This is a genomic window from Ktedonobacter racemifer DSM 44963, from assembly GCF_000178855.1.
Classification (GTDB): Bacteria; Chloroflexota; Ktedonobacteria; order Ktedonobacterales; family Ktedonobacteraceae; genus Ktedonobacter; species Ktedonobacter racemifer.
This window is the reverse complement of the sequence record NZ_ADVG01000002.1, coordinates 2,374,111-2,387,469: the sequence shown is the minus strand read 5'-3', so window position 1 is coordinate 2,387,469 and position 13,359 is coordinate 2,374,111. Positions and strand designations below refer to the sequence as shown.

Annotated in this window: 12 protein-coding genes; 8 read left to right on the top strand and 4 right to left on the bottom strand. The window is 57.0% G+C overall.

All coding sequences use genetic code 11. From position 1 onward, the window contains the following. Window positions 1-170: 170 nt before the first annotated feature. Window positions 171-452, bottom strand: coding sequence for a hypothetical protein (locus KRAC_RS26595; RefSeq protein WP_007912589.1), 282 nt, complete (start codon window positions 450-452; stop codon window positions 171-173). Window positions 453-742: 290 nt separating this feature from the next. Here KRAC_RS26595 and KRAC_RS26590 point away from each other — a divergent pair, with 290 nt between their 5' ends. The 4 genes from KRAC_RS26590 to KRAC_RS26575 all read left to right on the top strand — a co-directional run bounded on the left by KRAC_RS26590 (window position 743) and on the right by KRAC_RS26575 (window position 5,111). Next, the gene (locus tag KRAC_RS26590) at window positions 743-1,903 is read left to right on the top strand and encodes an AZOBR_p60025 family cell surface glycopolymer formation protein (RefSeq protein WP_007912587.1); all 1,161 of its coding nucleotides are present in this window, start codon (window positions 743-745) and stop codon (window positions 1,901-1,903) included. A gap of 218 nt (window positions 1,904-2,121) precedes the next feature. Next, entirely contained in the window at window positions 2,122-3,003 is an 882-nt protein-coding gene (gene galU, locus KRAC_RS26585; protein WP_007912585.1) for a UTP--glucose-1-phosphate uridylyltransferase GalU, read from the top strand. Between the two features lie 164 nt (window positions 3,004-3,167). Continuing rightward, window positions 3,168-3,566, top strand: coding sequence for a hypothetical protein (locus KRAC_RS26580; protein WP_007912580.1), 399 nt, complete (start codon window positions 3,168-3,170; stop codon window positions 3,564-3,566). A 204-nt stretch (window positions 3,567-3,770) separates the two neighbouring features. Further along, a complete protein-coding gene (locus tag KRAC_RS26575; RefSeq protein ID WP_007912579.1) occupies window positions 3,771-5,111 on the top strand; it encodes a metallophosphoesterase family protein in 1,341 nt (446 codons plus the stop codon). Between the two features lie 461 nt (window positions 5,112-5,572). On the opposite strand, the gene KRAC_RS26570 is transcribed toward KRAC_RS26575, so the two are convergent. Then, the gene (locus tag KRAC_RS26570) at window positions 5,573-6,595 is read right to left on the bottom strand and encodes a phosphotransferase enzyme family protein (RefSeq protein WP_007912577.1); all 1,023 of its coding nucleotides are present in this window, start codon (window positions 6,593-6,595) and stop codon (window positions 5,573-5,575) included. A gap of 174 nt (window positions 6,596-6,769) precedes the next feature. Between KRAC_RS26570 and KRAC_RS73860 the strand changes: the two genes are divergently transcribed. The 3 genes from KRAC_RS73860 (at window position 6,770) to KRAC_RS26560 (ending at window position 9,963) form a co-directional block, all read left to right on the top strand. Next, the gene (locus KRAC_RS73860) at window positions 6,770-6,949 is read left to right on the top strand and encodes a hypothetical protein (RefSeq protein WP_169460944.1); all 180 of its coding nucleotides are present in this window, start codon (window positions 6,770-6,772) and stop codon (window positions 6,947-6,949) included. A 79-nt stretch (window positions 6,950-7,028) separates the two neighbouring features. Beyond that, window positions 7,029-8,393 carry a dipeptidase gene (locus KRAC_RS26565; RefSeq protein WP_007912576.1) on the top strand — a complete coding sequence of 455 codons (1,365 nt, stop codon included), beginning with the start codon at window positions 7,029-7,031 and terminating at the stop codon, window positions 8,391-8,393. A gap of 193 nt (window positions 8,394-8,586) precedes the next feature. Next, on the top strand, window positions 8,587-9,963 hold the full coding sequence (locus KRAC_RS26560) for a M20/M25/M40 family metallo-hydrolase (protein WP_007912575.1): 1,377 nt from the start codon (window positions 8,587-8,589) through the stop codon (window positions 9,961-9,963). Between the two features lie 159 nt (window positions 9,964-10,122). On the opposite strand, the gene KRAC_RS26555 is transcribed toward KRAC_RS26560, so the two are convergent. Next, window positions 10,123-10,833, bottom strand: a complete 711-nt coding sequence (locus KRAC_RS26555) for a tryptophan 2,3-dioxygenase family protein (protein WP_007912573.1) — start codon at window positions 10,831-10,833, stop codon at window positions 10,123-10,125. Window positions 10,834-11,193: 360 nt separating this feature from the next. Here KRAC_RS26555 and KRAC_RS26550 point away from each other — a divergent pair, with 360 nt between their 5' ends. Next, complete coding sequence (locus KRAC_RS26550) at window positions 11,194-11,460, top strand: hypothetical protein (RefSeq protein WP_007912570.1); 267 nt, start codon at window positions 11,194-11,196, stop codon at window positions 11,458-11,460. Between the two features lie 37 nt (window positions 11,461-11,497). Here KRAC_RS26550 and KRAC_RS26545 read toward each other — a convergent pair whose 3' ends face one another. Further along, window positions 11,498-12,628 (bottom strand): carboxylate-amine ligase, encoded by a 1,131-nt coding sequence (locus KRAC_RS26545; protein WP_075164355.1) that lies wholly within the window; start codon window positions 12,626-12,628, stop codon window positions 11,498-11,500. Between the last annotated feature and the right edge of the window lie 731 nt (window positions 12,629-13,359).

The window sequence follows — 13,359 nt, the reverse complement described above, 5'->3', positions numbered from 1 at the left end:
AGAGTGAATATAGGCTATGAACTTGGCCACCATTCCGGTAGGGACCCGCTTTAGCGCGTCCAAAGGCGATTCATCGCCTGTAGGCGCAGCCTCAAAACTTTTCGAACGGATGCACGCACCTACTCTCCCTTGGCCTCAACAGTAGCCGCGTACGCAAGTAGCGGGCCCGCTTAGGGAATAAACCCATCATCGCTGCCATGCGAACTACCATTGTTATCTGGAGACGTATCATTCGCCGATTGCATCAGGTTCTGAATCTGCTGATCATCGCTGCCATTATCGCTCGTCGTAGACTGATCAGACGTCGTCTGTGTGCTGCTCGTCGTCGTCGTCGTACCTGTGCTCGCACCCCCAGCATTACCTCCACACGCCACCAGCGTGCATGAGAGAATCAGCAACGCGCTCAAGACGAGAAGAAGGCTCAAGCGCCGTGCCTGCTTTTTCCAATTCATCAGCTAGCTCCTTCATTTCCAAAAATTCTATCTATTCTCTTTTCGCAGAGCATAAACATATGCGCGGAATAAGCTTGTCGCCCGGGAACTTATTTCTCTGCCTACTTGTTTTTCCACCGACACTCTCGATTATAAAGCTGAGGTTTCAAGAAAATATCAAGAACCAATAAATCTTTACTCTGCAAATACTCACGAATAAGTCACCACCCCGCCAAAGCATTGTTCTTGCCATTTTCAAACGGTTCTGCTAGACTTTTTCCTAATATTGCTAAGAGGAAGCAGGTTATTTCATGAGTACAGGCACACAGACGGCGTCTTCAGACGAACTGATTCAGCAGGGGAATGGACAGGCAGGGCCCAGGCGCCTCCTGGCATTTCTTATCAGACCTTCGCTGGTTACAGCGTTGCTCTACCTGGTCTTCATCGTGGCACTTAGCATATATAAGCAGTATGACGCCTTGCATTATGTGCATATCGGTACAGTCTTTTCGCAGCATGTAGCTCATGGAAGCGCCGGCTACGATGGCCAGTTTTTCTATTATATGGTGACCGACCCCCAGCACGCGTCGGCGCATATTGATGATCCCTCATACCGCTATCAACGCATTATCTATCCCCTCTTGACGGCGCTGCTCAGCCTGGGACAGAAAGCCCTGGTCCCATATGCCATGCTACTCATCAACTTTGTCTCAATTGTGGGCAGCGTAGAGATCGCGGCCTATCTGCTCAAGCGGCGCAAGCTCTCGCCCTGGTATAGCCTGGCCCTGGGCCTCTACTTCGGCCAGACCACCGCCTTTATCTTCGATACAACCGAACCCCTGACCTATTTCTTGATCTGCCTCGGCCTGCTCTCGCTAGAATGGAAACGCACCCGTACAGCCGCCCTTTGCATGAGCCTGGCCGTCCTCGCACGCGAAACCGCCGTCCTCTTCCCCCTGGGTTATATCGCGCTCCTCTTCTGGCGCCGCCGCTGGTGGGAAAGCATACGCTTCGCCCTCATCTCACTCCTCCCCACCGTACTCTGGTACGGCCTGATCGTCGTCATCTTTGGGCGCACCGGCCTGGGCTATGCCCCTCCCTTCGAGCGCATACCCTTTCGCGGACTATTTGTCTTCTACCAGGACCATAACCGCTTCCCCCCACTCGTCATCCTGATGCTTATCCCCACCGTGCTCAGCATCATTGCCTTCGCCCGCGCCACCCTCCTGCGCCGCTGGGGAGACTGCACCTGGCTCATCTGGGGCCTGAACCTGGCCCTGACCATCTTCATGTCCATCGCCTCATATGAGGAACTCGTCTCCGCCGGCCGCCTCTCAACCGGCCTCGTCCTGGCCATGCTCCTCTACGGCTGGCAGGCCCGCGACCGCCTCACCCTCTGGGCTTCCCAAATATACACCATCACCTTCATCCTCTACATCGCCGGACTCTTCATCCTCCACTTCCCCAGCTAGCCCTCACGTGAGGGGCACGATGTGGGCAATGTAAACCTCGTTCCCCCTCACAATGCCCCGTACCATTATATGAAGACGCGTGCTTCAGCAGCGTCGTCACCCCCATCACCTTTGGCACAGATTGACCAACCGTAAGTACATACACTACAATAGTAAAAGAGAAGTCGAGCGCCAGATAGTAAGGCGTCACTTCTGTGCTCTTATTATCAGGAGGACCGATGAGCATTCGTAAAGCCGTACTGCCGGTAGCTGGTCTAGGCACTCGTGTTCTGCCAGCAAGTAAAGTTATTCCCAAAGAGATGTTACCCCTCGTCGATCGACCGACGTTACAATACATCGTAGAAGAGGCCGTGGCCGCTGGAATTGAAGAGATTATTTTTGTCACCAGCTCCAGTAAGCGCAGCATTGAAGACCATTTTGACTCCTTCCCCGACCTTGAGCGCACCCTTGAGCGCAAAGGCAAGCTCAAAGAACTAGAGGAGCTGCGCCGTGTACAGACCCTGGCCTCCTTCGCCGCCGTCCGCCAGCCAGAGGCGCACGGCCTGGGCCATGCCGTCCTCTGCGCCAAACATCTCGTTGGCAACGAACCCTTCGTCGTCATGCTCGGCGATGACCTGGTTGCCCCCGAAACCCCCTGCCTACCCCGCATGATCGAACTCTTCGAGCGCACCCAGAGCAGCGTCATCTCCCTCTTCGAGGTCCCCAAAGAAGAGATATCATCCTTTGGTATCGTCGCCGGCGAGACCACCAAGGGCGAAGACAACTTCATCAAAATCTCCCATATGGTCGAGAAGCCCGACCCCGAAGAGGCCCCCTCCAACCTGGCCGTCGCCGGTCGCTATGTCCTCTCGCCCGACATCTTCGAACTTCTAGAGCAGACCCGACCCGGCAAAGGCGGCGAGATCCAACTCACCGACGCCCTGCAGCGCCAGGCCGAAGCCGGCCGCTGCTACGGCCTCCGCTTCGACGGCGAGCGCTTCGACACCGGCACCCCGCTCGGCCTGCTCAAGACCTCCATCGCCTACGCCCTCAAACGCCCCGAGCTAGCCCCCGCCCTCCGCGAATACATGCACTCCGTCCTCCAAGCCGAGAAATTCTAGGAAAGAAGAGTGAAGGTGGACTGGCGCGGCCAGTCCACCTTCACTCTTCTTTCCTATCTCTTACTTGTTTTTCCTCCCCACTCGCGCTATATTACAACACAGCACACACCCCTTACCGGTTATACCAGGTAGGCAAAGAATAGATTCCTTGAGGAGACACAACCTTGACTGGACTCGTACTAACCCTTCATCAATACAATCCATACCTGATCTTTCTCTCAGGCGCCATCGTCATGATCTGGAGTTTCGTGCAATATTTCCGTAAAGCAGGCGTCACCCGGCCCCTGGCGATTGGCATGTACATCGCCGTCGGCCTCGCCGCCCTACAAGGCCTTCTCGGCCTCATCATGGTAGCCACGGGCCTCAAACCCGGCGGCGGCTCCAACCTCTACTACCTCCACTACGTTTATGGAGCCATCGTCATCTTCGCCATACCCGTCGCCACCACCTACGCATCCAGCGGCAAAAAACCACGCACTGACGCCCTGATCTACGGCCTCGCCGCCCTGATCCTCGTCGCCGCCGCCGTCCGCGCCTTCGTGACCGGCCCCGTCCACATGTAGTAGAAAAGGGGAGGTGCAGGAGGGTCTCCCTCCTGCCGGGGCGCGGGGTGTCCCCACAAAGTTTTTCTTTCCGATTTATTGGAAGGGGAGGTGCAGGAGGGTCTCCCTCCTGCCGAGGCGTGGGGTGCCCCCCACAAAATTTTTCTTCTCTTTTATAGCGCGCGCCGCAGGCGCAAGAAATCAAAAAAGAAAGGCATAACCCTTATGCGCGCGTCCTTCATACACTGCGCGGACACCCACCTGGGCTATGAACAATACGGCGTCCGCGAACGCTTCAACGACTTCACATGGGCCTTTTGGGAACTCGTCGACGAAGCCATCAAGCGCCGCGTCGACTTCATGGTCATCGCTGGCGATCTCTTCAACAAACGAGCCATCGACGCCTTGACCCTCATCCACGCCATAGAAGGCCTCAAGAAGCTCAAGGACGCCAACATCCCCGTGATCGCCATCGAAGGCAACCACGACCGCAGCTACTACCGCGAGGGCACCTCCTGGCTGCAATTCCTCTGCTACCAGGGCTACCTCGTCCTGCTCCAGCCGCGCATGGTCGACGGCATGCCCCAGCTCGAACCCTGGGACCAGCAAAACATGCTCGGTGCCTACGTCGACCTGCTCGACGGCAATCTGCGTGTCTATGGCATTCACTGGCTTGGCTCCTCAACCGCCCGCGCTCTCGAAGGCATGTCGCACTCCCTCCAGGACGCCCGCGCCGATGAAGATGCCTCCGGCGTCGCCTACCGCCTGCTCATGATGCACACCGGCATCGATGGTATGGTTGCCCGCATCCAGGGCCTCCCCACCATGGCCCAGTTCCAGGCCCTCAGCGGCCAGGTCGACTATCTCGCCCTCGGCCACGTCCACAAACCCTACGAATTCGACGGCTGGATCTACAACCCCGGCTCCACCGAGACCTGTAGTGCCGAAGAGGTCCAGTGGGAGGACCGTGGCTACTACTACGTCGAGATCGATACTGACGAACCCGGACGCATCATCAACCTGGAGAAGAAGGAGCGCATCCATCACGCCGAACGCCTCAAGAGCACCCGTCGCCCCTTCGTGCGCCACGAAATCCGTGTGGACGGCCTCAACGAGCCCGAAGACATCTACCTGCGCCTCGAATCCTACTGCCAGGACAAAGGTCCTGCCTACGCCCAGACCGAGAAGCCCCCCGTCGTCCAGGTCACCCTCTCGGGCACCCTCGCCTTCGACGCCGGTTCCCTCGACATATCGCGCATGGAAGAGATGCTCCGCCAGTACTTCAACCCTCTCCATGCCCGCATCGACAACCACACCAGCGACCAGGACTACGAACCCGACGAAGGCGACCTCGACGGCCGCGACCGCTCCCTCTGGCACGAACTCGAGCGCCACATCTTCGAGGAACTCCTCGCCCGCGACAACCGCTTCCTCACCGCCAAAGAGCAGTGGAGCACCGTCCTCGCTGACATCAAAGCCCAGGCCCTCCGCAAAGAGGAGCCCGCCCAGATCGCCCAATTCCTCCGCGACAAACGCACTACCCTCCTCACCCCCGAAAAATCCTGACCCACGCTCTCGCTGCCCGGTGTGCCTTGTTATGGTTTGGTGCGCCGGGCATGACCCTGTTCCCCCGGTTGACCCTGTTCCCCCCGGTAGGGACCCGGTTGACCGCGTCCAAAGGAGATTAATCGCCCGTGGGCGCAGCCCAAACCTTTCCTTTTCCTTGCGTTATGTCGCGTGAAAGGGCGTTTCTTCACTGGCCAAACCAGGCTTGCGCCGCACTGCCATAAATGGCGTTCGGACGCGCTAAAGCTGGTCCCTACCGGCTTGGGAAGCCATCCCGCGTGATGGTTTCTTCTCTTTAGGCAACGCGTTCGGACAACATTTTCCAGCAAAATCATTTATCGCGCGCAAGGCGATTTATCGCCCGAATCCCGAAATGCATGTATCTCATCATAACGCGATCGAAATGGCGCGAACATGCTACATTGGTGTGCGGATCAATCAGATGGATCGGAGAAGTTTCATCAAGAACCCTTCCCGCTGTGAACGGTGAGATCTCTTGGGAGATGGGCCGAGGCTTGATAGGCAGCGTCGATGTGGCCCCTGTCCTCTGCCAAGATCACATCAAGCAACTGGACGGCCTCGGCCCTGCTCTCTTCTCCCCAATCATCCCTGAAACACACGTTGTGGGTACACTCGATCAGATCTTGTACGACCCGTTCCCAGAGGAAGTAGGTGAGGGCCACCCAATCGATCTCCTCCTGTCCATAGCCCTGAAAAAACGCATCCGCGTGTGGTGGCCTGACAAAGATGAAATCGCGCTCTTTGGGGGCCAGCATCACCTCATCCCAATCGATCACGAACACCTGATCCGCTCGATTCCGGATCAGATTCCTTGCATGCAGGTCGGCGTGACAGATGACGCAGGACAATGGTCGCGACTGGAGCACCGCCGCCAGCTTTTCTAGGGAGGTTACCACTGTATGAATCGTGGACTGATGCGCCACCCAGGCGGAGCGAAGCGCACGCTGTGAGGCACCTCCGCCTTGAGCATGGGCGTGTTGGGTTTCAAAGGCACGTACCCATCGAACATACTCTGTCGGATCAAAGGTCTCCTTGCGCAAGGACGCAAAGCCACCAGGCGGCAGCATGACCTGGTGAATCCGTTGGAAGATGGTTCCCACCTGCTTCCACTGCTCGTCCGTCATCCCCGTCAAGCTACTCTCTCCGGAGATCCAGGGGTAGACGATCACAGTCCAATCCGAGAGCTGGGCCCACAATGCACTGCTGCGGGTGGGAATGGGAGCCACGACCGATGCAATCCCCTGATCGTTGAGATAGCGAGGAACCAGACATCGTGGTTCGTAGAGCGATCTCGTCGTGACCTTGAGCGCATAGACTGTTCCCTGCTCGCCTTCCACACGATATATCCCGGCATCGTAATCATGTCCCAGGGGAAGAAACGTCAGCGTGATGGGGCTCAGATCATACTGGTCCTGCAAACAGGCACGAAGGTCTTCCTCGGTAATCCTCGGTGGTTCACGCATAGCTCGGCTCATCCCATCCTATCTTTTCTTTCAGTGATCTTCATTCATTCAAAGGAATATGTGTTCGCCCATTGGTGAAAGGGGATGTCTCCCTATATTACGCGAGCCTTAGTGAGCTATGCAAGGTTTTCGTCCAAAAAGCATGCATCACATATATACATCAGAAGCACTCCCATGCCCCATCTGCCTGTGCTTGGGTATCCTGGCAACGCTTCCCTGCCCCATCTGCCTGGACGTGCTACTGGCTCCCTTGGTCCCCCCCTGCATGGGCGTGGATGCCCCGAAGACCTCGCTCACCTAGCAGTAGCCGTGTACGCAAGTAGCCGCCACTGGACAACCCCCCTCCTTAGCTGATAGGATGAAAAAAAATCCTTTTCTGAGAATATGGCTTGGGCGAATAAAACTTGAAAAATAGAAAGGGTCTACTCGTTTTATGACACAGTTAGAAACATATATTACCGAACACGAGGAGCGCTTCCTCGACGACTTAAAGGGCTGGCTGCGCATCCCCAGCATCAGCACCCTGCCAGAGCATGCAGGTGATGTTCGCGCCGCCGCCGAATACGCCGCCCGCGATCTGCAGCGCATTGGTTTCGACAAAGTAGAGGTCATCGCGACCCAGGGCCATCCCCTCGTCTATGGAGAATGGCTCAATGCCCCTGGCAAGCCTACTGTGCTTATTTATGGACACTATGACGTCCAACCCGTCGATCCCGTGGAACTCTGGGATACGCCCCCCTTCGAGCCAACCATCCGCAATGGCAACATCTATTGCCGTGGCGCCTGCGACGACAAAGGGCAGACCATGCTCGTCTTTAAAGCCCTGGAGTCTCTCATGGCCGTCGATGGCAAGCTGCCCGTAAACGTGAAGGTCCTCATCGAGGGCGAGGAAGAGGCTGGCGGCGAATCCATCGAGCACTATGTGCGTACCACTCCCGAACCTCTGGGCTGCGATGCCGCCTTCATCTGCGACACCCACATGCCCGGACCCGAGACCCCGGCCCTGATCACAGGCCTGCGTGGCATCATCTATACTGAGGTCGAAGTTCAGGGTGCCAGGCGCGACCTGCACTCAGGCACCTATGGCGGCATCGCCCCCAACCCCCTGCACGCCCTGGCCATCATCATCAGCAAACTGAAGGACGAGCAGGGACACATCCATATCCCCGGTCTCTACGACAAACTACGCCCCGCTGCCCAGGTCGAGCGCGACTTCTGGGAGAAGGACCCCCTGAACTTCGCCGAGGCCCTGCGCGAGGAAATGGGCGTCTCGCAACTCGTTGGCGAGGTGGAACACCCACCCCTGGAGCGCATCAGCGCGCGCCCCACGCTAGAGGTCCACGGCATCGCTGGCGGCTTCATCGGCGAGGGCGCCAAAACGGTCATCCCGGCCGTCGCCAAAGCCAAAATCAGCCTGCGCCTCCCGCCCGACCTCATCTCTAAAGAGATCTTCCGCCTTTTTGAGAAGGCCGTCCACAACGCAGCCCCCGAAGGCGTCAACGTCACCGTACGCAACCTGCACGGCGGCGAAGGCCTCGTCGTCGACCTGGACAACCCCGCCATGGTCGCCGCCACTCAGGCTCTCAAAGAGACCTACGGCAAAGAACCCATCTACCTCCGCGAAGGCGGCTCGATCCCGGTCGCAGCCCTCTTCAACGAAATCCTGCACGTCCCCGTCGTCCTCATGGGCTTCGGCCTCCCCGACGACAACCTCCACGCCCCCAACGAAAAATACTCGCTCGCCCAATTCTACCGCGGCATCCGCACCGTCGCCCGCTTCCTCCAAAACCTCGCCTAACTAAAAAAAGCGGTTAATGATGCGGCGCCAGGTCGGTGACCGCAGGTCACCGACCTGGCGCCGCACCATTAACCACAGCGAGGGCTGCAGGCGCGAGAAGTGCCAGGGCCTGGGGTGTCCCCAGTTAAAAATATATTTATTTATTTGTTTGCGCCGCCGCAGGCGGCACAAACAAAAAGAAAGGAACCATCTAATGACAAAAAAACTCCAATCAAACGCCGTCCAGTCATATCTCGACGAACACAAAGACGAAGCCCAACACCTTCTGGAACGCCTCTGCCGCCAACGCAGCGTCGCCGCCCAGAATGACGGCGTCGAAGAAATGGCGAACCTCGTAGAGTCGCTGCTTGCAGAGAACGGCTTCAGCATCCAACGCCTGACCGTAGACGACGCCCCACCCGTCATCTTCGGTGAAATTCGCGGTCGCAGCCCCTTCACCCTTTTGCTCTACAACCACTACGACGTCCAGCCCGCCGAACCCCTGGAGCTATGGGATACTCCACCCTTTGAGCCAACCATACGCGATGGCAAGCTCTACGCCCGCGGCTCCTCCGACAACAAAGCCGAGATCGCCGCCCGCCTGACTGCTATCCGTGCCCTGCGTGCCGCCCACGGTGAACTCCCCATCACGATTCGCTGGATGATCGAGGGCGAAGAAGAGATCGGCAGCATCCACTTCGACGAGATCGCGCAGAAATACGCCCACCTCTTGCAGGGCGATGGCGCGCTCTGGGAAGGTTCCGGATTCGATGAGGATGGTCGCCCCAGCCTGGTGCTTGGCTGTAAAGGCCTGGTCTATGTCCAGCTCGACGTCCAGGGCGTAGGCGTGGACGCGCACTCAGGCAATGCCCCCATCCTGCCCAGCGCCGCCTGGCGCCTGGTGCAAGCCCTGGCATCGCTACGCACCCCCGAAGGAAAAGTCCTCATCCCCGGCTTCTATGACGCCGTCATGACCCCCAGTGAGGCCGAGATCGAGGCCCTAGCCAGCCAGGGTGATCACGAAGAACTCCTCAAAAAAGCCTTCGCCGTCGAGACCTTCAATGACAACCTGACCGGCATCGAACTGCGCAAGCGCCAGGCATTCTCGCCAACCTGCAATATCGCGGGCCTGCTGAGCGGCTACACAGGCGAGGGCACCAAGACTGTCCTGCCAGCGAAGGCCATGGCCAAGATCGATTTCCGCCTCGTCCCCGAGCAGGACCCGGACGACATCGTCGCCAAACTGCGCGCCCATCTCGACGCCCACGGCTACCAGGACATCAGTATCACGACCTTCGGCAACGCCGAACCCGTCATGACACCCCTGGCCCATCCCTTCGCGCAACGCGTGGCTCATATCGCCGAGGAGTACGCGGAGAAACCCGTCTCCATCACCCCCCTCGGTGGGGGAACCCTGCCCCTGCTCGGCTCCATGCGCAAGCACGTCAACCTGCTCGGACTGATGGCCCCCGGCAACGCCGCCTACTGGGGCAGCGCCGCCCACTCACCCAACGAGCACATTCGCCTCTCCGACCTTGAACGCGCCGTCTCCTACAACTGCTACATGTTCACCGCCTTAGCAGAAGAATAAAAATGTGTGGTGGGGTATTTGTCGACGCCAAGCGTCGACAAATACCCCACCACACATAACCTAAATTGATCGCGTCGCATTCCACCCACCATAGGTGCCCGATTTATCGCGCACAAGGAGATTTATCGCAGTAATACCGAATAACGTGATTTTTTGATACTACCGCTCACCCTGTTGATTTGCCAACTCCGTCAACTCATTGCGCACCTGCCATAACTCAGGATAGAAGGCATCGCGCAGGGTGCGCTCAAGGACCTGCATAGAGGTCCCACCCGTACCCATCGAACCCGGACCAATCATCCGTATCGCCAGCTTAAAATGCTGAGTGCGGAAAAGCTGGAAGATCTCATCATAATCGATGAGCGCCTCGGCCATAGCCAGGAGGAGGGGATAATGTTGCGGCTGTGTATGAACCTCGATCAGCGTCACGCCCTCGCGCTCAAGCAGGGCCTTATAGTCATCCCACAGCAGAGGCGAGAGACGCATCAGCGCATGGAAGCCAGGCGAATCCGTACCCGCCCCATCCTCAAGTACCTTGCGAAACGCATGGAACTCCCAGGGCGTCATACTTTCAAGCATCCGCAAATTCTCCAGCATCAAATGCTGCGTACGAATCACCCGCTGCATCAAGCGAATGGCATAGGGCAGATCGCCTTTGCCCAGAAGCGTGCGAATTGTCCGCAGCTCAAAAGCACTCTCCTTCCACCACAGCTCAAAAACCTGGTGTACAACCTGGAACTGCAACTCATCATGATGAGCCAGCTCCCCCTCCGCCTTCTGCAGCGCAAGCAACTCATTCGTACGCAGATAACGCTCATACGTACTCAACTCGCGCCCCCTACCCGGCTCATGAACCATTTCTCTAACCATTTCTTATTCACTCCCTCATCGGTCATCTGGAAACAACACCGTTCCCCTCAAAAGTAGAGAAGACCATGTCAAAAAATCACACCACCATCTTCTCCCAAGCCCCACGGCTCCCCCCTATTATATCCCCTTCACATAAGGCGATGCAGAAGGACGAAATCCCCCCTGCCAGGATCTGGTGGTCCCCCCGAAAAAGGGAGTGCAGGGCGACGAAATCCCCCCTGCCAGGGTCTGATGGTCCCCGAATAAGGCGATGCAGAAGGACGAAATCCCCCTGCCAGGATCTGGTGGTCCCCCCGAAAAAGGGAGTGCAGGGCGACAAAATCCCCCCTGCCAGGGTCTGATGGTCCCCCGAATAAGGCGATGCAGAAGGACGAAATCCCCCCTGCCAGGATCTGGTGGTCCCCCGAAAAGGGGGTGCAGGGGGACGAAGTCCTCCCTGCCGGGGTCTGGGGTGTCCCCAGAACCCCCCTTTTTAATTTGTTTTTTGCCGCCGCAGGCGGCAAAAAACAAAACCACACCACACAAAGAAAGGAGAAAACTAATGAAGAGGAAGATTGGGGGGGCGACGTGGGACCTGGCGAACCACCTACGGTCGCCAGGTCCCACGTCGCGCCAACCGCGCTTTAGACAACCGCAAGGCAAAAACAATTTCCCTACCCATCACTCACCAGGAACGATGATTATTAAGCGACGAACTCTCATGTACCTGACGCATAAGGTAGTGAGTCACAGCATACAGACTCCCCGTCTCCTTATAGACCGCGAGCTGCCTATCGGCCCCGGTACCGCGCGGATCATCCAGGAGCGTACGCAGATAGTTAATCTCGCGGCGGCTCCCCAGGTCATCCAGCACATCATCGACAAAATCAAGCGTCTCGCCAATCGACTCGCGCATAGTCATGCGGCGCTGTTGCACAAAATCGACGTACTCAGCATCCAGTCCGTACCGGCTAGCCTTCCACTTGTTTTCTTCAATGAAGTGCGCGGGCAGAGCATGCGTAGTCAGATTGCGTTTATGCATCCAGGAGAGCTTAGCCACCAGGGCCTGAACAAAGGCCGTCATAGCCAGCGTATCCTCAAGGGTCGCGGGCATATCCGCGATCCGAAACTCGACTGTATTGAAGAAGGGATGCGGGCGCACATCCCACCAGATGCGCTTACCGTTATCGATACAGCCAGTATTGATAAGCCCCTGTACATAGCCATCAAAATCGCGATAAGAGTTGAAGAGCATAGGAACGCCAGAGCGCGGGAAGCGCTTCCAGACGATAGAGCGATACGATTTGAGGCCTGTATGACGCCCGGCCCAGAAGGGCGAGTTAGAAGAGATGGCCAGAAGGTGAGGTATCCAGGTGCGCAACTGGTTCAAAAGCGAGATCGCAACCTCCTGGCTCTCGACCCCCACATGCGCATGCAGACCAAAGATCAGAATCGAGCGCCCCACATCCTGGTATTCCTCTTCAAGTTCCTCGTAGCGTGGATTATGCGTGCGCTCCTGGTCCTTCCAGTGCGCCGTTGGATGCGTCCCCGAGCTAATCAGAGCCAGTCCCTCGGACTCAACCAGGTTAATAAGCTGGGTGCGCAGGTTTTGGAGATCGAGACGCAGCGTCGTAATGTCGGAGCAGACATTCGTAATCAGCTCCACTGCCGACTGCAACATCTCTGCCTTAATGTGTTCGCCGAGCAAAGGGGCGCTTTTGTCCATGATGGCATGAATATGCGAGGCAAGCTGGCCCGTATGTTTATCGACCATCTGGAACTCTTCTTCGACGCCAAGTGTAAACTGATGCGCCATGGTAGGCTCCTTCCTGAGCTTGCTAGTATCCAGGTCTACGACCCGGTAGCGAAACACCATTAGATGCATGGATGCACTACTCGTTCTGTAAACCGACTATTGGGAGCACCTACCCTGCTGCCCCAATTCAAGGCTCACGGTACAGTTGTGCGCGAACAATAGCTTTTTCCCACGCAGAAGGCCCGTTTAGTGAGAAAGATTGCATGTATGCTTGCTTGTGCGGGCCAGTTGTGCGCCGAAAATAAAGTAATCGGAACAATGCGCGAACAGGTGGTGATAAAGCTTCAGACTCAGGAAAATTAGGAATGAGGAAAGGAAACTGCCGTCTCTGCACCGTATGTCCCTGCGCGGACCTGGTGCTCGTAGAAAACAGGAAGAGAACCCGAGCCAGAACCCGGGATAAGTTGTCAGGAGACCATTGTGGTACTTGTGCGCCTGTGCGCCAAACCACATAGATGCACCTCAGAGCGAGAACTAGAGTTTTCGCACTAGGAGTTCACGCTACAAACTCAGGTATAAAGGGTGCATACATCTACCAAGATGCTACTGGTAAACTATAGAGTACACAAGAATAGAATGCCTGTCAAGGGAAGTTCACACAAAATTCACACAAGAGGCAAATAAGTAGAATGGACTAAAACAAACCAATAAAAAGCACACTTGCATCAGCAAAGCCATGTATAACTTATATCCGGCAAGAGGTGCGACGTACCGCAACTGCCATATGCAAA

What these genes read in the sequence shown, in the direction of transcription:
- KRAC_RS26595 (WP_007912589.1), bottom strand. Translation starts at nt 452, where the DNA reads ATGAATTGGAAAAAGCAGGCACGGCGCTTGAGCCTTCTTCTCGTCTTG.
- KRAC_RS26545 (WP_075164355.1), bottom strand. Translation starts at nt 12,628, where the DNA reads ATGGCGCATCAGTTTACACTTGGCGTCGAAGAAGAGTTCCAGATGGTC.
- KRAC_RS26590 (WP_007912587.1), top strand. Translation starts at nt 743, where the DNA reads ATGAGTACAGGCACACAGACGGCGTCTTCAGACGAACTGATTCAGCAG.
- KRAC_RS26575 (WP_007912579.1), top strand. Translation starts at nt 3,771, where the DNA reads ATGCGCGCGTCCTTCATACACTGCGCGGACACCCACCTGGGCTATGAA.
- KRAC_RS26560 (WP_007912575.1), top strand. Translation starts at nt 8,587, where the DNA reads ATGACAAAAAAACTCCAATCAAACGCCGTCCAGTCATATCTCGACGAA.
- KRAC_RS26550 (WP_007912570.1), top strand. Translation starts at nt 11,194, where the DNA reads ATGCAGAAGGACGAAATCCCCCCTGCCAGGATCTGGTGGTCCCCCGAA.
- KRAC_RS26555 (WP_007912573.1), bottom strand. Translation starts at nt 10,833, where the DNA reads ATGGTTAGAGAAATGGTTCATGAGCCGGGTAGGGGGCGCGAGTTGAGT.
- KRAC_RS26565 (WP_007912576.1), top strand. Translation starts at nt 7,029, where the DNA reads ATGACACAGTTAGAAACATATATTACCGAACACGAGGAGCGCTTCCTC.
- KRAC_RS26570 (WP_007912577.1), bottom strand. Translation starts at nt 6,595, where the DNA reads ATGCGTGAACCACCGAGGATTACCGAGGAAGACCTTCGTGCCTGTTTG.
- galU (WP_007912585.1), top strand. Translation starts at nt 2,122, where the DNA reads ATGAGCATTCGTAAAGCCGTACTGCCGGTAGCTGGTCTAGGCACTCGT.
- KRAC_RS73860 (WP_169460944.1), top strand. Translation starts at nt 6,770, where the DNA reads ATGCCCCATCTGCCTGTGCTTGGGTATCCTGGCAACGCTTCCCTGCCC.